This window comes from Bacillus sp. FSL R5-0422 (assembly GCF_038610765.1).
In the GTDB taxonomy this organism is placed as follows: Bacteria; Bacillota; Bacilli; order Bacillales; family Bacillaceae; genus Bacillus; species Bacillus pumilus_O.
Genome location: NZ_CP152014.1, coordinates 1,292,345 through 1,311,018, shown reverse-complemented (window position 1 = coordinate 1,311,018; position 18,674 = coordinate 1,292,345). Strand labels below are relative to the sequence as shown.

Below are 18,674 nucleotides of genomic sequence, written 5' to 3'. Positions count from 1 at the left end.
TTGTTTAGATAATAAAGTGATCGACTTTTTCAATTAGTTGATGAATTTCTGGCTTGCTAATTTGATCATCTGCACCGATTGTTTCCCCTTTATGGCGTAAATCTTCCGTGATGAGCGAAGAGAAGATGAGAATTGGTATGGAACTCGTTAAAGGATTTTCCTTCAACAATTTCGTTAAGCGGTGACCATCCATTTTAGGCATCTCAATATCTGTAATAATCATATCAATTTCTTCTGTCACAGTAATTCCTTTGCTGACAAGGTCCATCACGTGGTCATATGCCTGTTTCCCGTCTTCAAAGGTCACAATGTTTTTATAGCCTGCTTCGGTTAATTCATTTGTTAATAAACGCATGAGCAGCGGAGAGTCTTCAACGACATAAAGCTTCTTCCCTGTTCTTCTCTCGTCTTTCTCACCGTCAAACATATGATACGTTTCTACTCCAGAAGCGGATTCAATATCATAAATGATTTTCTCGTAATCTGGAAGGAAAATCATTTTTTCATCAAGCTTAATGATACCGGTTAAATGACGATCCATCCCTTGATTGAGTGCAGTTGGCTTTTCAATCTCTTCCCAGCTGACGCGGTGAATTTGTGATACCGTTCCTGTATGGAACACAAATTTCCGTTGGTTGAATTCAGTCACAATATATTTCTCTTGTTCTGACTGATCTGACTCGACATTAAAAAAGGAAAATAGATTGATGACTGGTAAAATCTCGCCTCGTAAACTAATCATCCCTTCTACATCTTGGTGAGAGTGCGGTACTACCGTCACCTCAACCGGCTGAATGATTTCTCTTACTTTCATGACGTTAATGCCGAATTGATTTGAACCAATTTCAAACTTCACAATTTCCAATTCATTGGTACCAGAGTCAAGTAAAATTTCTTGTTTGTTTAAAGCCACGGAAATCCCTCTATTCTTCAATATAAGATTGTACTTTTTATATCGGCAGCATAGGTAAAAAGTTGACGTTTCTTTACGCTTTCTCTCGTACGAATTGATGAATCACGAGTCCTATCGCTGCAAGAATGAGTAAAGAGCCTAGTGCAAGACGACTTGCGAGATTTCCGTGCTCTGCAAACAGCAGAGTGACTGACCCATAAATGATAGGGCCAATAATGGACGACACCTTCCCTGAGAATGCAAAGAGACCAAAAAACTGTCCTCTTTTTTCCTTTGGTGTCAGCTCGATAATCAATATTCGTGATGCCCCCCAGCTTGCGCCGAGTGAAATTCCGAATAAACTGCCGGCCACCCAGAAGACCCATTCCGTTGTGGCTGTCACAGCCAGAATCAGAGCAACGATCAAAATCACATACACAACTGTAATCGAGCGCTTTGCCCCAATCGCTTTTGTGATATATCCAAATAGAAAGGAACCAATGATACTTGAAATGGTCGACACAAGATAAAGCAGGATAAATTGCCCAGCGGTAAAGCCAATGATGATTTTGGCATACACAGCCATCATCGCAATCGCTGTCTGCAAGGCATCATTCATAAAAAAGAATGCGATCATAAAGATAAAAGCCGGCTTGTAATGCTTCATCTCTTTAAACGTGCGAATAATTTCTTTATACCCACTGAAAAAGGACGCCTTTTTCTCTTGCTGTGGCAGTGGATGAGGGTCTTTTACAAAAAAGAGAAATGGCAGGAAAAAAAGAAAGAATAATAGTGCTGTCGGAATAAATGCTTCATGAAATTGGTCATTGCCAACAAGTAAATAAACTGTGAGGCCGACGAGTGTCCCTAAATAACCAACGGCAATGCCAAATCCAGAGATAAGCGGTATTTCATCCTTTGTCCCAAGATCGGGCAGGATGGTGTCATAAAACACTAAGCTCGAGTGATAGAAGAATTTTGCAATCACAAACAAGGTGACCACGACTAATAAAGAGACAGGCAATCCAAACCATTCGCTTGAGAAATCAATTCCAGCAAAGATCCCCATTAAAAACGTACAAGCTATACATATGAGAGTAAACAATGTGATATAGCGCTTCTTTTTTCCTGTCCGATCGATCAGAACTCCGTATAATGGTGTGAAAATGACGAGAAAAAAACTGGCTAGTGCGTTTGCATAAGAAATAAATGTACTAGCAATTTGATCCATTCTCGCACTGTCTCCGATCGTTTCTTGCAAGTAGAACGGGAAGAAAATGGTGATCATATTCGATGAAAATATCGTATTAGCAAAGTCATACAATGCCCAGGCCAAAATGGGTGCTGTCAAAAACAGCCCGAAGCCTGCCCCTTTTTTCTGCTTGGTCTTTTTCCCTGTTTTCAATCGTTTGTCTCCCTTCTCTGCCTACTTTTCCACTATCATTCTATTTTATGTTATACGTTCCTCTTCCATACAAGCAATCTATAAAAAAAGCACCTCTTACGATTGAGCAGAGGTGCTTTTTTTCATTATTTCTTCACAACAATGGTACTTGCAATTAAATCGTGAAGTGCTTGTTTTTTCTCTGTGAAAAAGGCAATGATGTAGCCAATATATAAGATTGGAGACAAAAAGCCTTTTGCAAAAAAGCGACCTGTTGCACGGCCAAATGTCACTTTTTCGCCCGTTACTCTTGTCACTTTAATTCCAAGAGCCATCTTACCGAGCGTTCCTTGCAGTTTTGATGATTCCATGATGGCGTAATAAAGCCATGTCACCACGATACCGACCAAGATCGCTCCTATGTAGAAAAAGATAAGTCCCATAATGACTGCCCAGTCCTCATCTGTCATAACAGTTGTTGAATAGTAATAGCTGTCGTCATCCATCATCATTGCTGCCTCAGGACTTGAGACAAAAAAGAGTGTTGCCAAAATAAACATGATAAAAGAATATGGTACGCCGATGATGATACCATCTAAAAGGTGTGCAAGAAAACGATAGCCTACGCCTGCTAGTTCAGGATGCTTCTTTTCTTGAATGTGTGGTTCTGTTATGTTTGTTTCCATCCTATTTCTCCTTTATTATGTATGTTTTCTATAAATTTCTTATAATCATTCGTTATTATATCTTATGAATATCGCAAGATCAATGTAACTTTACACTTTTACATATATTTTAGATCAGGTCGTCCTCAATGATTTATGTGAATAAATACTGAAAATTTGTGAAAATCATGGCACTTCTAGTTCTTTTACCTCCTGATTTTTTAACATTTTGTGATATTTTCGTCTTGTTTCCATTCTGCTGTTGACAATGATTCTTCACATGGTACAATAGTCAAGGATTTTTTAAAGAAAGGTGTTCATGATGGGAACTGTCGTACTATTAAAGAACAATGAAATGACTGTGATAGAAGATATTTGCGAAGCTGATTTTTTAGATATGAAGCATGATTTGTCAAATGATGATACAGCTTATATCTCTTGGTATGAAGATTACGATACTGCTTATGGATATTGATTTCATTGCATAGATGAAACGTAAAAAAGGCGATACAACCTAAGGTGGTTGATCGCCTTTTTTACGTTTGCGTGCTTCTTTCACTTTCAGGTTCTACATGAATAAAGATTTGTGCATGCGGAAATTCTTTCTCAATCTTCTCTTCAATTCGATCACATAATTGATGAACATCTTCAATCGTTGTCTTGCCGTCTACAATCAAATGAAAATCAATATACTCCTCTGCCCCGGATCGTCTTGTTCGAAAATCATGATATTCGATAAACTCTTGACTGAATCCTTGAATGATTGCTTCGATCGATTGTTCTTCCTCGGGCGTTAGCCGGGCGTCTACGAGCGGCGGGAAGGCTTCTTTCATGAGCTTAAACGCTTCTCGCATAATAAAGAGAGCAAGTATCATCCCAATGATCGGATCTAAGAAATACCAATCGGTTAATGCGACAAGCAATAAACTGAATGCGACCCCTAATGACGTATACACATCTGTTAACAGGTGAAATGCATTTGATTTCATGGCGACAGAATGGACCCTTTCCGCCTCTTTGTTCACAACTTTTGATACGATAAAATTGATGATCGCACCTATTAGCATCACCACAATGCCAAGTATAGGCAGTTTGACTGGCTCTGGATGCATTAATTTGTGAACACATTCGTAGATGATCCAAATGCCAGCAACGAAAATCAGCAATGTTTCAATCGTTCCAGAAATGTTTTCGACTTTTCCGTGTCCATACGGATGTTTAGAATCTGCTGGCTTTCTTGAAATACGAACAGAGATAAATGCAATAAAAGATGCCATCAAATCGAGAAAAGAATGGATGGCTTCTGATAACACCGCAACAGATCCAGTGAGCAGACCCACAATGATTTTTAAGATGACAACAAATGTGTTACTCATGACGGATAGAAACGCTATTTTCGATGTCTTCGCTGATTGTGCCATTACCGTCCTCCTTTAAGAGATCGTATGTCTATAAAAGCACTTCCCATGACTTGATTCTTTCGTTCTTTCAGTTTACACAGTTTTGCCGCTTTCTAATCATGTTCATCGCAGCCTGTATTTTCTCGTGAGGTTACGCTATAATAAATGTTGCTCTTTCTTCAATATATCACTCATGCTGTGATGAATAGAAGAATAGACTACAGATAATGATATCCAGTGCCTTTCGCAGGTGACATTTATGCAGTGAATGGTAAAATAGGATAAAAACATAAATTTTTAAGGTGATGAGAAATGGAGCATTTGCTGAATCCAAGAGTAAAGGATATTGAAATTTCAGGCATTCGAACATTTTCAAATCTCGTATCGTCATATGAGGATGTCGTTTCTTTGACGATAGGCCAGCCCGATTTTTATACGCCGCATCATGTCAAAACAGCTGCCAAAGCAGCGATTGACGAGAATTTCACCTCGTACACACACAATGCTGGTTTTCTCGAGCTAAGACAAGCGATCCAGCACTACATCAAGAAGAAAGTCAATCTTGATTATGAGGCTGAGTCGGAGATCATTGTAACGACAGGTGCTAGTCAAGCGATTGATGCTGCGTTTCGAACCATTTTGTCAGAGGGTGACGAAGTGATTTTACCTGGACCTGTCTACCCTGGCTATGAACCGATCATTCGAATGTGCGGTGGGAAGCCAGTACATATCGATACAACGAATGCTGGCTTTAAATTAAATGCCAAGCTGATTGAGGATGCATTAACGGAAAATACAAAGTGTGTTGTTCTTCCTTATCCTTCAAACCCAACTGGTGTCACGCTTTCAGAAGAAGAATTGAAAGAGATTGCCCAGCTCCTTGAAGGGAAAGACATCTTTATTTTATCCGATGAAATCTATAGCGAGCTAACATTTGACCGGCCGCATCATTCAATCGCTTCTTTCTTAAAGGAACAGACCATTGTGATTAACGGACTGTCTAAGTCTCATAGCATGACCGGTTGGAGAATTGGCTTTTTATTTGCTTCAGCTCCAATTGCTAAACATGTATTAAAAGTACATCAATATAACGTGTCTTGTGCCTCGGCTGTCTCACAAAAGGCGGCACTTGAAGCTGTGACAAATGGTGTGGATGATGCACTTATCATGAGAGAGCAATATAAGAAAAGACTCGATTATGTTTATGATCGGCTCATTTCTATGGGGCTTCCGGTCATTAAACCTTCTGGCGCTTTTTATATTTTTCCATCCATTGAATCGTTTGGGATGAGTTCCTTTGATTTTTGTATGGAGCTGTTAGAAAGTACAAGACTGGCTGTTGTACCAGGGTCTGCTTTCTCTCCACTCGGCGAGGGGTATGTGCGTCTATCCTATGCTTATTCACTTGAAACACTGAAAGAAGGACTTGACCGCCTTGAACAATTCGTTCTTGAAAAACGTTCCATTCATTTAACAGACTGAAACAACGGCTCCTCCTGCCGTTGTTTTTATTTTGCAGGAAACATGATGTGAAATGCGGTGCCCTTTTCTGGATGACTGTCCACACGGATCGTCCCGTTGTGATTTTCTAAAATATTAAATGTCACCATAAGCCCTAGCCCAGTCCCTTTTTCCTTTGTCGTTAAAAAGGGCTCTCCTATTCGCTTCATAACCGATTCAGGAATGCCGATCCCTTCATCACGAATGGTGACGTGAATTCCGTCTCTTTCTGCTTTGGCCGTAATGTCAACCTTCCCTCCATCCGGCATGGATTCTACGGCATTTTTGATTAAATTGATAAACACCTGCTTGAGCTGATTTTGGTTCCCGTTCATCAGGAGACCCTCTTCTATCTCACTCGTGTTCATTAAAATGCCATTTAAGTTCGCTTGTGTTTCTAATAAAGCCGTGACTTCGCTGATGATTTTTTTCAAATCTAGTGTCTGCATCGATGCCGTTTGCTGCGGTTTTGCCAGCATGAGCAGCTCGCTTAAAATAATTTCTATCCGGCTCAGCTCAGAGAAAACAATCTCGAAATATTGATCTCGATCTTTCGTTTTCGGTTTAATGAGCTGCAAAAAGCCTTTGATGGCAGTCAATGGGTTCCTAATCTCATGTGCAATGCCTGCAGCCAATTGACCTGCGATCGATAATTTTTCAGATCGAAGCATGAGCTCTTCTGTCTGCTTGCGTTCGGATATATCTCTTAAAATAATTTGAACGGCTGTTTCTCCAAAAAATGTAGTTGGGATACACACCATTTCTGTATAAATCAGCTTGTGTTTAAACGTATGACAGCTCATCGTAACAATCTCAGAATCTGAAGCTCTTTCAATAATACGTGATATGCTCTTTTTCACTTTTTGCTGGTCACATGAATGGATTTGATGGAAAATATCTTTTCCTATTAATTTATCGTAATGCTCGGCTTCAAATAATTTAATGCCTGATTCATTCATAAACACCCATTTGTGATCATGAATGACCGCAATCGTATCAATGGAGTTTTGGATGAGCAGCTGATACCGCTCCCGGCTTTTTTGCAGAACGGTTTGGAATTTCTTACGGGATGAAATGTCTACTAACAGCAAAAGCTCTGCCCGCTGATTTTGATAGATCGTTGGTGATGACTTCACTTCAATATGAATGCTACTCCCATCTTTCCGCTTCCATATCTGTTCAATCATTCCGACTGGAAGACCTTCTTGCAGCCTCGTAATTCGGCTTCTCACAATGTCATGGTACTCCTCAGCAATAAAGTCAAATGCAGTTTTGCCGATCATGTCACCTCTTGTACTGACCCCCATTAATTGAAGCATCGCATCATTTGCATAAACAATTTCCCCTAAAATCGTAATACATAACGGATTTGGCAGTTTGGCAATCAATTGTTCAGCTTCACTGACATGTTGGAAAGCCGGCAGACTGCCTAACGACTGTTCTGACACTTCTGATGTTGTTTGAAATGCTGCTTTTTGCGGTTCAGCGTCCAGCACCCTCATTTTTAGGATCATTTCTCTACTTAATTCACTGTCTAGCTCATCACAAGCAACAAAATCAATACTAGCCTCAATCCATACAGCTGTTAGATCACTTCTAAGCAACCTAAAGTGGCAAATCTCTAGCATGTGCTGATTGTAGAAATAACTCTCGACGAGAAATTGATCTTCGGTATGAACAAAGTCTTTCAAAAAACACCCTAGTAAATCCTTTTGTTCATAGAGCAAAAGCTGCTTACAGTTAGAAGAAATGTAGAGAAAGCGGCCATTGGAAGAAAGAACGGCATGTAAATCGATATTCGAATAAAGCTGATTCGAATCTTTCATTTTTTGTTCCATCGTCGTCCGACCCTCCTTTTCATTTTTTAGGGTTGTCCTTAGATTGATGTATAAAAAAGATTCGCTAGAAAACCCGTATTTTCCTTCCGTCATCGAGGGAAACGTCCATATTTTCAGCAAAAAAGAGCACATTCTCTTGCTGTGCTCTCTGCTGTTTACTGCTTTTCGTATTTCTTTTGTAATTCAACGTACTTATCAACAATTTTACTTGGGATGGTTTTAATAACGGAATCTTTGTCTGAGACGTAAGGCGTCACGACACTAAAAGCCACTTTCGGATCGGACGATGGATAATATCCTCCAAAGGTTAAATTGTACGTGGCATTCCCCCACCAGCTGCGGTTGGCACCATAGTAGAAGGTTTGGGCTGTGCCTGTTTTTCCTGCGACATCATGCTGACCAAAACGGCCTGCGGCAGTACCGCCGGTCGATGTGACCATTTTCAGCCCCATTTTGACGCGGTCAATATCTGCTTTCGAGTTGTTAATCGTATTCAGCACTTTCGGCTCATATTTTTTCACAACTGGGCCGACTTCATCCTTCTTCGTTGGAAGGTGAACGCTTTTCACCACTCTTGGCTGAACGCGATTTCCACCATTGGCGATCGTCGACATATACTGGGCCACTTGAAGCGGTGTATACGTATCATACTGACCAATTGCTTCATCAAGTAAGAGTCCGCCGACCGTCTTCGGATGTGTCTGCATCCCGCTTGATTCCTGCGGCAGATCGATCCCTGTTTTCACGCCAAGACCGAATTGCGCATAGTAGTTTCTCATTTTTTGCAGATGCTCAGGTCTTGCTGGTAATGGACCATTCTGTTGATAGGTAATACCTGCCATTCTCATCGCTACATGAAACATATAGACGTTCGAACTTTTTTGGAGTGCTCGCAGATCGTTGACCCACCCCAGATTGTTGTAAGACTTCTTGGGCTTTCCACTTCCTGCAAAAAAGAGCGGTGTATCCATATAGGATTGGTTGTGCGACATTCCGTCCTGATAACCGCCGAGTACTGTAGCTCCTTTGACTACAGAGCCCATTTCATACTGGGTCGTAAATGTTCCGATGGCATAATCTGTGACGTCTCTGCCGTCCATTTTCTTCCCTGACATCGCGAGAACATCACCTGTGTTAGGGTCCATCATCACAACAAAGGCACGATCCATCATATAGTTTCTTGCACTAGCGGATCTTAGCTCTGATTCAACGATTTTGTCGACTTCCTTTTGCAGCTCCATATCAAATGTGAGTGCAAGATCAAGTCCTCTTCGTCCTTCTGTCCGCTTGATTTCATCGAGCAGTTTCCCGCCAACCTGCGTATACTGAACGGTCGCTTTCTCTGGGTTCAGAAAATCCTCGTATTGATACTCTAAATAGCTCTTTCCTACCCGGTCATTACGTGAGTAGCCTCTTGCCATATAGTAATCTTCACGCTCTTTGATAATCCCCTGCTCTGGTGTGGTCACACCGCCAAGTACATTATAAAGAGTTTTCTCATACGGATATTTTCTTGTCCAATCATTGATAACATTCACACCAGGCAGCTCATCAAGATGCTCTGACACAAGTGAAATCTCTTCATATGTCAAATTGACAGATGATGTCTGCTTTGACTCTTTTGTTTCATCGAGTAAAGCAATTTTTTCGTCCCCTTTTTTCTCTTCATTTGGGTCCATTGCTTTCACGATTTGAGGCTCAAAGGCATATCCGCCTGTAAACCTGCGATAGATCGCTGCAACTGCTTTTTCCTCTGCATTTTTTTCGATCGCCTTGACCTCTTCCTTAGGCACGCGCTCGACTTGGAGCGGATAGACATCTTTTGCTTTAAGTTTCTTTTGCTCTGCTTTTGAAATGAGCTTATCCGCTTCTTTTGGATGGCTTGCCAGCCAAAAATCTCGAATGTCACGCTCTCTTATAAAATCAGTATCCATTTTTATATAAGTCGCAAGTTTTCTTGCTACTTTAATCTTATCCTCCGCTTTCACACCGCTTTCTGATGTATAAACGATGGCAGGTACACTTTCATTATCAACGACGACTCTTCCTCTCGCGTCATACATTTTTCCTCTCGGAGACGGGTATGATGCTGTTTTGACCTCTGTTCGGTTTGCTTGCTTTTTATAATCCTCACCATTGACGATCTGCAGCACACCAAGCTTGATCACAAGTACAGCAAATAAACTAAAGACAGCGAAGAAAAAGAGATTAATCCTCCAGGCGTTCCGGCGCTTGATTTTTTTCTGCTCGGCACCACCTTGATGCTGTTTCTCTCCCACTTATGTAGCTCCTCTCATCCTTTCAATCTTTTACAATTACCACTCATTATTGTAACACTTTTGTAATAGTTGTTACAGCGAAACAAGTGAAAAAAAGCTGTCAATCCCTATTATGCAAAAAAATATACTAACACTTTAAAATATTGGTATGTTTATGTCGTTTTCATTAAATGGTAAAATTCCCTATCCTTTGATATGAAGCGTGTTATTTTATGACTTTAACAAAAATGACAAACAGGCATTGTCAATGGAGGATGCTGGTACGTTTATAACAAAAAGTCCATGTTATGATTTTCTGTGAGTAAACAAAACAAAGATTTTAGGAGGAGTTACAATATGAAGAAGAAATCATTCTTTTTTTCAGCGCTAACGGCTGCTGCACTCATCACGTTCACTGGGGGACATTCAGCTGATGCGAAGGAGCTTAACCTGAAACAAGTGATACAAGTACAGCATCAAACCATTGATCTTCATACATTAGCTGCAAAATTACATATCTCTTCAGATGTAAACAAGCTAAGCAAGTCGAATCAAAAAGAGATCGAAGCTCTTTTAAACAAGTTGATCAAAAGCGGTCAACCTGTTACTGGCACAAAAGTGGTGAAAGAAGTAAACAAAGCAAAAAATGAACAAAAACAAGAATCAGTGAAAAAACCTACTGCTTCTAAACCAAGTACGCCAGCAAAACAAAACACAAATAACAATACAAAAGCTGACCAAAAAGACACAACGGCAACAAAAGCTGACAGCAGCTTGAATGCATTTGAAAAAGAAGTCGTTGAGCTTACAAACAAAGAGCGTGCAAAGCAAGGATTAAAAGCACTTTCTGTTGATTCAAAATTAAGCAAATCTGCTCGCGCAAAATCTCAAGATATGAAAGATAAAAACTATTTTTCTCACACAAGCCCAACTTACGGATCTCCATTTGATCAAATGAAGCAATTCGGGATCACTTACAAAACAGCAGGTGAAAACATTGCCCAAGGTCAAAGATCTCCTCAAGAAGTGGTAACTGCTTGGATGAACAGTGAAGGTCATAGAGCCAATATCTTAAACAAAAACTATACACATATCGGTGTTGGTTATGTGAAATCTGGTAACTACTGGACGCAGCAATTCATTGGAAAATAAGATCAATAAAACCTGTCCCTCTATGGGACAGGTTTTCAGATTGTTGACAAAGGGCTAAAATGATCTTTATTTTAGCCCTTTGTCTCCTTTTCAGCGTGATAGAAAACCTTTGAATTCTAGGAAGGACGAGTACTGGCGCGGAGCGAATTTGACATTCGTGAGCACCAGCACGCAGGACTGACAACGAATGCGAGGGTTTGTCTACACGCTGAAACCTGTTCCTCTATGGGACAGGCTTTTTATTTTACCCACAATTTATATATACTCTGTGTACCGCTGTTTTCTTCCCCCTGCTCACTCAGCTTTTCATAAAGCGACTTCGCAAGCGAGAGCCCTGGCATTTCTTCTCCCATGAGCTCTGCTTCTTCAAGAGCAATGCCCATATCTTTAATAAAATGCTTCACGTAGAACCCTGGCTCGAAATCACCTTTCAGCATTCTTGGTGCAAGGTTTGACAAGGACCAGCTTCCTGCTGCGCCCGTTGTAATACTTTTAAGCACATGCTCTGGATCAAGTCCTGATTTTTCGGCATAGGCCATCGCCTCTGCGACACCTACCATACCTGCTGCAATCGCAATTTGGTTACACATTTTAGTATGCTGACCGCTTCCTGCAGGTCCTTGATATTGAATGTTTTCGCCCATTTTCTCAAATAAGGGAAGACACGCTTCATAGGCTGATTTTTCTCCGCCAATCATGATCGCAAGCGTTCCATTTTTTGCGCCTACGTCTCCGCCCGAAACTGGTGCATCTAATGCAAACAGCCCTTTTTCTTTCGCTTTCTCTTCAATTTCTTTTGCCAGCTGAGGCTTCGATGTAGTCATATCAATCAGATAAGTACCAGGCGTAGCATGTGCCACAAGCCCCTCTTCACCTAAATAGATTTCTTCTACATCCGATGGATATCCTACCATTGTGATGACAGCATCTGCATGTTGTGCAATTTCCTTCACTTCCGGCTTCCATGATGCGCCTTTTTGAATGAGTGCATCTGCTTTCGCTTTTGTTCTTGTATAAACGAGAACTTCATATCCAGCATCCATTAAATGCTCTGCCATACTGCGTCCCATTACACCAATTCCAATAAAACCAACTGTTTTGATTTGTGTCATCACTTGTTCCTCCTTAAAGAGACTTTGTCAATCCACCATCAATGATGAGTGTTTGACCTGTCATGTATGTATTTGCTTCAGATAAAAGAAAAGCTGCATATGCTGCAAATTCCTCTGGCTGTCCATAACGGCCAAGCGGAATCGTACGTTCAGCCTGTGCTTTGATTTCTTCAACTGTTTGGTGTTCTGCCTGCGCGCGGTGCTTGTCGAGCTGTTTGACGCGGTCTGTTTCAATTTTCCCAGGGGCTAACGTATTGATCAAAATTTCATCCTTCGCAAGCTCCTGAGCGGCTGTTTTTGTCCAGCCGACAATAGCCGGTCTAAACGTATTTGACAGCATCAAGCCTGGGATCGGTTCTTTCACTGACATAGACGCAATGTTTAACACGCGTGCACCGCGTTTTTTCAAATAAGGCAATGCCTCTTTTAATAATCGAATATAACTGAGTAAATGAAGCTGAAATGATTCCATCCAGTCTTCATCTGTTAAGGTTTCAAGTGTCCCTGTTTTAGGACCGCCTGTATTGTTCACAAGAATGTCGAGACACTTCTCATCACCAGCTGCCACTTGAACTAGCGCCTTGATTTGCTGCGCGTCAGACACATCACATACTTGATAAGTCAGCTTTCCTTTTACAAGCGGAGATAATTCTTTCACCGTTTCTTTCAGCGTGTGCTCATGTCTTCCTGAAAGCATGACATCTGCTCCCTCTTTTGCTAGAGCAAAGGCAATCGCTTTTCCGATACCTTGACTGCTTGCAGCGACCAATGCTTTTTTTCCAGATAAATTGACATTCATGTCAACACCTCCTCTGCTTTATTTTATCATACCAAAAGAACCTTGCTCACGTCGCAAGGTTCCTTTCTGCTTGATTACACTTTAAATCGGTCAACCGCCTGACGTAGCGCCTGGCTTGATTCGTTCAGCATTTCGGTCGAAGTTTTCGTTCTTTCTAACGCTTGAACTTGTTCATCTGTAGACGCGTGCACTTCCTCAGCTGAAGCTGCAGATTCTTCAGAAATTGCCGCAATACTTTGAATGGAGTCACTCATCTTCTGTTGTTCTTCTGTCATTTCATTGATCTGTGAATGAATACTGTCGATTGATCCGACAAGTGCCTGCATTTCCATTGTGATGCTGCTCAGTGCCTCGCCTGTTGCATTAATGGCGTCACCTTGTTCCTCATTCATCTTACTTGCTACTGTCATCGCTTCAGCCGCCTTCTTCGATTCATCTTGAATGAGTTTGACGGTTTCACTAATGTGTTTTGTTGATTGCGCAGATTGTTCAGCAAGCTTTCTAACTTCTTCTGCAACAACAGCAAAGCCTCTTCCGCTTTCTCCAGCTCTCGCTGCTTCAATGCTTGCATTCAGTGCAAGTAAATTCGTTTGATCCGAAATTTGAGAAATCGCTGTCACCACGTTTTCAATATTTTTCGTTTTATGCTCAAGGTCTAGCAGCATTTGCTCTACCTTTTTCGATTCTTCGCTCGCTTTTGTTGATTTTTGGACGAGCACACCAAGTGCATCTAGCCCTTTATAGCTTGCATCTTCAGATGATTTTGAGTTGGTTTGCATTTGTGAGGCAAGCTCACCCATATGGCGCACTTTCTCATACAAATGCTCTGATTTCTCATTAATCGTTTCTGCATCTGATGCCTGTTTAGACGCCCCTGTTGCCACCTCTTGAATGGCCGTTGCGATCTGCTCACTCGACAGCAAGGTTTCATTTGAAATTTGGGTCACTTCATCTGTTGATGTCACAACTTGATCTGAAGCCCCTTTCACTTTTTCAATTAACTCCCTGATGTCCTCTATCATTTGATTAAAGCTTTTCGTGAGGAGACCAATTTCATCTTTGGACTTCACTTCAAGCGTACTTGTTAAATCGCCTTCTGACACCTTACGCACATGCCCTGTTAGACGCTTGATTGGTGTTGTAATGCTTCTTGCCAATAAGAAGCTAAGGATCATCGCAAGAATAATGGCAATGACGGATATAATGATACTTGTCTGATTCATTTGTTCTGTGATCCAAAGCAGTTTCTTTTTCTCAAAGCTCACGCCAACCGTCCAATCGGCTTCTTTGATTTTAGATATGACCGTCAGTTCTTTGCTGTCATCAATACCTGAGTTGTCAAGCGCTTTTTTTACAGAGGCGACCTTTGAAATGTTTTTTCCTTGCTGCGTTGGATGCGCCAAAATGGTGCCTGTGTTATCAACTAAGAAAGCGGTCCCTTTATAAGGGATCTCTTGTTCATTTATATAAGATTGAATGGAGGAGAGCTTCAAATCAAGTCCAGCGACTCCAATGACCTTTCCATTTTTGACAATCGCCTTCGTGGCTGAGACAATCACTTTTTTCGTTGCTTCATCAATATATGGATCTGTCCAAACAACTTGATCAGGCTTTTCGACTGCTTGTTTAAACCAGCCTTGTTTAGATGGATCATATCCTTGGCCAAGATCGAACTCCGGGAAGCCGAGCATTTTGCCATCAGTTGTTCCAATATAAGCAAATGAAATGAGTTTATCCTGTTCCTGCAGGTTTTTTATTGCACTTTTTTCAAAATCAAGTGTTTGCTTTGTTTGTTTTTGCGCAAATTCTTCAGTTATTTTACCTGTTGCCAATTTGTTAATGGTATTGCCGTAATTATCAAGCTTTTCTGTAATAATGTCTTTCAGGCTTTCTGCCGTTGCTGTGGCGGTCGTTTTTGCATCTCGTTCAATCAGTGGTGTTAATACCAAATTGGAACCCACTTGAACTGCCACAACGGTTAAAATTAAAATAACTGAGATGAAAACAGCTATTCTCACTTGAAGTTTCTTAAACATCTCCTCACACCCCTATATCCTACTTTCATACCCTATTGTATATATCGGCATAATTGATACCGCATTCAATAGTTGTGAGAAAATTTAAATAGAAAAAACAAGCCATAAAGGCTTGCTTTAAGTAAAATATTCAATTTTTGCATTCGGAAAGTACTGATCGATATATGATTCTAACGTCTGTCTTAGTTCTTGCTCCTCATCTTTTTGATAGATATATTTCCCAATTCCATATCTACCCCACTTGTATCGTCTTTTTTCTTCATCTAGTTCTAATTTTGATTTCGGATAGTTTTTTTGAATCACACGCTTCGCTGGTTTTGTAAAACGATGCTGGATCATTTCAAAGGTGATATCGTGTCTCACATCCTCAGGAAGAGCTGCATCGAGCTTTTCAAAAAGAACTTTATACCCTTCCTGCCAGCCTTCGTGGATGTAAATTGGGGCAATAATAAAGCCAAGCGGATAACCTGCTTTCGCAACCTTGACAGCCGCTTCAATCCGTTGATCTAACGGTGATGTACCAGGTTCGAAATATTTAATGACATAATCCGCATTGATGCTAAAGCGGAATCTTGTCCGGCCATTATGCTTTGCATCAAGTAAATGATCGACATGATGAAATTTGGTCACAAAACGAAGCTTACCAAGATCAGTCTGACCGAAGTATTCAATTGCTCTTTTTAATGTATGTGTCAAATGGTCAATTCCGACAATATCTGACGTACAAGAAGCTTCAAATCTTGTGATATCTGGCGCACGCTCGTTCATGTACTGCTCCGCCTGATCTAATATTTCTTCAACATTTACATAGGTTCGAATGTATGGCTTACTTCCCATCGTCGTTTGCAAGTAGCAATAATGACAATGTCCCATACAGCCTGTCGCAAATGGAATCGCATATTCTGCCGATGGTTTAGACGTATCGAACTTCAACGTTTTCCTCACACCAATGACAAGCGTTGATTTTGCATTACGATACTTTTGTAAGTCATTTTTACCCGGAATATTTCTTACTTGGTTATGTGAAGTCGTTTCTCTTATTTCAATCCCCATACCCTCGAACTTTTCCTTCAGCTCTCGTCCTAACGGGTACTCTAATGCACGTGGTTCAATGTACACAAGCTGGGGTACAAAAGGTTTGATCATATTTAGCACATCCTTACCTTATAGGTTTTCATACCGTTACTTTAACCGTGCAGGATGGCTTTTATCCTTTCTAAAATCTCCCTTATTCAAACAAATCTTGATAAAGAGCTTCTGCTTCTTCATATGTTGGAAAGACCGCATCATCTGGAGCCAAGGGATGGTACGTTTCAAGTAAAAAGAGGGCAAGCTCCTCTTCATTGTATGGATGTGAAACAATTTCTGCTTCTTTAATTTGTGCTACGTTAGCTGCATGTGGATTTCGATAAATCACATATACTTGATCACCCGGTTTATAGTCTGAGAAAGGCAATCTGGTCACCTCCATTTTTCTTATAGAATGCCCTTCTCTCTGACGGATATGACCCAATATGATAAAATTCGACAAAAAAACCAGACAGGGTCACTGTCTGGTTTGAATTCACTTAGTTATGTTGAAACGTTTTCTTTACGAAATCAACCACTTCTTCTGTCGTGCTAAGTGATAAAATATGCTCTTTAAATGATGCAGCTTCTTCCTTAGAAAGCTTGCTTAGCTGAGTTCTTGCTGGAAGAATAGATGTTGCACTCATTGAGAATTCATCTAATCCTAATCCAAGTAGAAGAGGAATGGCGATTTCATCTCCTGCCATCTCACCGCACATGCCAACCCATTTACCTTCTTTATGCGCTGCTTCAATAACAAGCGTAATGAGACGTAAAATGGCTGGATTGTAAGGCTGGTAAAGATAAGACACTCGTTCGTTCATTCGATCAGCAGCCATAGTGTATTGAATCAAGTCATTCGTTCCAATACTGAAGAAATCAACTTCTTTTGCAAATTGGTCTGCGATGACAGCAGTTGATGGAATTTCCACCATCATTCCGATTTCAATGGAATCAGAAACGTCTGTACCAGCGGCAACCAATGCTTCTTTTTCTTCAAGTAAAATAGCTTTTGCTTCTCTAAATTCAGATAACGTCGCGATCATAGGGAACATGATTTTCAAGTTTCCATATGTACTTGCACGAAGTAAGGCGCGTAGTTGTGTTCTGAAAATCTCCTGTTCTTCAAGGCAAAGGCGGATCGCTCTATAGCCAAGGAACGGGTTCATTTCTTTTGGAAGCTGCAAGTAAGGTAGTTCTTTATCGCCACCAATATCTAGTGTGCGGACAACCACTGCTTTGCCTTCCATTTTCTCTAAAACCGTTTTATACGCATCGAACTGCTCTTCTTCTGTAGGAAGCTGATCTCTGCCCATGTATAAAAATTCAGTACGGTACAATCCAACTGCTTCGCCGCCATTTTCAAGTACACCTTTTACATCTTCAGGTGTTCCGATATTTGCAGCTAGCTCTACGTGAACGCCATCTTTTGTGACCGTTGGCTGATCAACAAGTTTCGCCCATTCTGCTTTTTGAGCTAAGTAGTCTTCATGCTTTTTTTGATACGCTTTCACTTCATCTTCAGAAGGCTGAATGATGACGTCTCCGCTAATACCATCCACAATGATTAGATCATTGTTTTTCACTGTTTTTGTTGCTTCTTTTGTTCCAACAACAGCTGGAATCTCCATTGATCTTGCCATTATCGCTGAGTGAGAAGTACGACCGCCGATATCCGTCGCAAAACCTTTGACAAATTGTCTGTTCAGCTGAGCAGTATCAGAAGGAGTTAAATCTTCAGCAATGATGATGACTTCTTCAGAAATCATGCTTGGATTCGGGATGTCAACGCCTAGCAAATGTCCAGTTACACGTTTTGTTACGTCGCGAATATCCGCTGCACGTTCCTTCATGTATTCATTGTCCATTGCTTCGAACATCGTGACAAACATTGTTGCTGTTTCTTTTAAAGCAAATTCAGCATTTACTTTATCAGAGTTGATTTTATCCTTTACTGGGTTTAGCAGCTCTGGATCACTTAACACAAGAAGGTGTGCAGAAAAAATATCTGCTTTGTCTTGGCCAAGCTCTTTTAGCGCATGTTCTTTAATTGCTTCAAGTTCTTGTTTAGAAACATGAATTGCTTCTTCAAAACGCTTCACTTCTGTCTCTGGATCATTGATGTCTTTTTGGTGAACTGTTAAATCTGGTTCTTCCAGACGATATGCTTTTGCAATCGCAACGCCTGCTGAAGCACCGATTCCTTTCAGTTGTTGCATTACTCGCCTAGGCCTTCACTTTTCATTGTGTCTTTAAGCGCAGCAAGTGCATCATTTTCATCAGAACCAGAAGCAGAGATTGTGATTGTAGCACCTTTCGCAATTCCTAGAGACATTACACCCATAATAGATTTCAGGTTCACTGTTTTACCATTATATTCTAAGTTGATATCAGCATCATATTTACTAGCAGTTTGTACAAGAACTGTTGCAGGACGTGCGTGAATTCCAGAATCTGCAGTTACTTTGAATGTTTGTTGAGCCATTTTTATCAATCTCCTTTTTATACAATTAATACATCCACAATATTATATCATACTGCCGAGCTTGTCATCTAACAAGAACGGCAGT

The 18,674-nt window shown here is 40.7% G+C and carries 16 protein-coding genes; 3 read left to right on the top strand and 13 right to left on the bottom strand.

The genetic code is table 11. The features are described from left to right. Window positions 1-4 precede the first annotated feature (4 nt). The 3 genes from MKX52_RS06555 to MKX52_RS06545 all read right to left on the bottom strand — a co-directional run bounded on the left by MKX52_RS06555 (window position 5) and on the right by MKX52_RS06545 (window position 2,962). Complete coding sequence (locus tag MKX52_RS06555; RefSeq protein WP_012009773.1) at window positions 5-913, bottom strand: chemotaxis protein; 909 nt, start codon at window positions 911-913, stop codon at window positions 5-7. A 73-nt stretch (window positions 914-986) separates the two neighbouring features. Then, window positions 987-2,297 (bottom strand): MFS transporter, encoded by a 1,311-nt coding sequence (locus tag MKX52_RS06550; protein ID WP_144503360.1) that lies wholly within the window; start codon window positions 2,295-2,297, stop codon window positions 987-989. A 125-nt stretch (window positions 2,298-2,422) separates the two neighbouring features. Then, the gene (locus MKX52_RS06545; protein WP_012009771.1) at window positions 2,423-2,962 is read right to left on the bottom strand and encodes an RDD family protein; all 540 of its coding nucleotides are present in this window, start codon (window positions 2,960-2,962) and stop codon (window positions 2,423-2,425) included. Between the two features lie 301 nt (window positions 2,963-3,263). Between MKX52_RS06545 and MKX52_RS06540 the strand changes: the two genes are divergently transcribed. Beyond that, window positions 3,264-3,416 (top strand): hypothetical protein, encoded by a 153-nt coding sequence (locus MKX52_RS06540; RefSeq protein ID WP_169056411.1) that lies wholly within the window; start codon window positions 3,264-3,266, stop codon window positions 3,414-3,416. 61 nt (window positions 3,417-3,477) lie between these two features. Here MKX52_RS06540 and MKX52_RS06535 read toward each other — a convergent pair whose 3' ends face one another. Then, on the bottom strand, window positions 3,478-4,362 hold the full coding sequence (locus MKX52_RS06535; RefSeq protein ID WP_144503361.1) for a cation diffusion facilitator family transporter: 885 nt from the start codon (window positions 4,360-4,362) through the stop codon (window positions 3,478-3,480). A gap of 291 nt (window positions 4,363-4,653) precedes the next feature. On the opposite strand from MKX52_RS06535, the gene MKX52_RS06530 reads away from it, so the two are divergent. Beyond that, window positions 4,654-5,823, top strand: coding sequence for an aminotransferase A (locus MKX52_RS06530; protein ID WP_088003942.1), 1,170 nt, complete (start codon window positions 4,654-4,656; stop codon window positions 5,821-5,823). 26 nt (window positions 5,824-5,849) lie between these two features. Here MKX52_RS06530 and MKX52_RS06525 read toward each other — a convergent pair whose 3' ends face one another. Both MKX52_RS06525 and MKX52_RS06520 read right to left on the bottom strand, forming a co-directional pair. Further along, entirely contained in the window at window positions 5,850-7,679 is a 1,830-nt protein-coding gene (locus MKX52_RS06525; protein ID WP_342491698.1) for a PAS domain-containing protein, read from the bottom strand. Window positions 7,680-7,834: 155 nt separating this feature from the next. Further along, a complete protein-coding gene (locus MKX52_RS06520; protein ID WP_342491697.1) occupies window positions 7,835-9,958 on the bottom strand; it encodes a penicillin-binding protein 2 in 2,124 nt (707 codons plus the stop codon). 336 nt (window positions 9,959-10,294) lie between these two features. On the opposite strand from MKX52_RS06520, the gene MKX52_RS06515 reads away from it, so the two are divergent. Beyond that, window positions 10,295-11,089, top strand: coding sequence for a CAP domain-containing protein (locus tag MKX52_RS06515; RefSeq protein WP_012009765.1), 795 nt, complete (start codon window positions 10,295-10,297; stop codon window positions 11,087-11,089). Window positions 11,090-11,328: 239 nt separating this feature from the next. On the opposite strand, the gene MKX52_RS06510 is transcribed toward MKX52_RS06515, so the two are convergent. The 7 genes from MKX52_RS06510 to MKX52_RS06480 all read right to left on the bottom strand — a co-directional run bounded on the left by MKX52_RS06510 (window position 11,329) and on the right by MKX52_RS06480 (window position 18,589). Next, window positions 11,329-12,201, bottom strand: coding sequence for an NAD(P)-dependent oxidoreductase (locus tag MKX52_RS06510; RefSeq protein WP_088004293.1), 873 nt, complete (start codon window positions 12,199-12,201; stop codon window positions 11,329-11,331). Window positions 12,202-12,214: 13 nt separating this feature from the next. Next, the gene (locus MKX52_RS06505; protein ID WP_144469954.1) at window positions 12,215-13,000 is read right to left on the bottom strand and encodes an SDR family oxidoreductase; all 786 of its coding nucleotides are present in this window, start codon (window positions 12,998-13,000) and stop codon (window positions 12,215-12,217) included. Between the two features lie 74 nt (window positions 13,001-13,074). After that, window positions 13,075-15,036: a methyl-accepting chemotaxis protein gene (locus MKX52_RS06500; protein WP_012009762.1), complete on the bottom strand. Its 1,962-nt coding sequence runs from the start codon at window positions 15,034-15,036 to the stop codon at window positions 13,075-13,077. 117 nt (window positions 15,037-15,153) lie between these two features. Next, window positions 15,154-16,182 carry a spore photoproduct lyase gene (gene splB, locus MKX52_RS06495; RefSeq protein WP_012009761.1) on the bottom strand — a complete coding sequence of 343 codons (1,029 nt, stop codon included), beginning with the start codon at window positions 16,180-16,182 and terminating at the stop codon, window positions 15,154-15,156. Window positions 16,183-16,264: 82 nt separating this feature from the next. Next, window positions 16,265-16,507, bottom strand: coding sequence for a transcriptional regulator SplA domain-containing protein (locus tag MKX52_RS06490; protein WP_044331928.1), 243 nt, complete (start codon window positions 16,505-16,507; stop codon window positions 16,265-16,267). 97 nt (window positions 16,508-16,604) lie between these two features. Continuing rightward, the gene (ptsP, locus tag MKX52_RS06485) at window positions 16,605-18,323 is read right to left on the bottom strand and encodes a phosphoenolpyruvate--protein phosphotransferase (RefSeq protein ID WP_012009760.1); all 1,719 of its coding nucleotides are present in this window, start codon (window positions 18,321-18,323) and stop codon (window positions 16,605-16,607) included. Beyond that, on the bottom strand, window positions 18,323-18,589 hold the full coding sequence (locus MKX52_RS06480; RefSeq protein ID WP_003211078.1) for a phosphocarrier protein HPr: 267 nt from the start codon (window positions 18,587-18,589) through the stop codon (window positions 18,323-18,325). Before MKX52_RS06480 ends, ptsP begins: the two co-directional genes overlap by 1 nt. Window positions 18,590-18,674 lie beyond the last annotated feature (85 nt).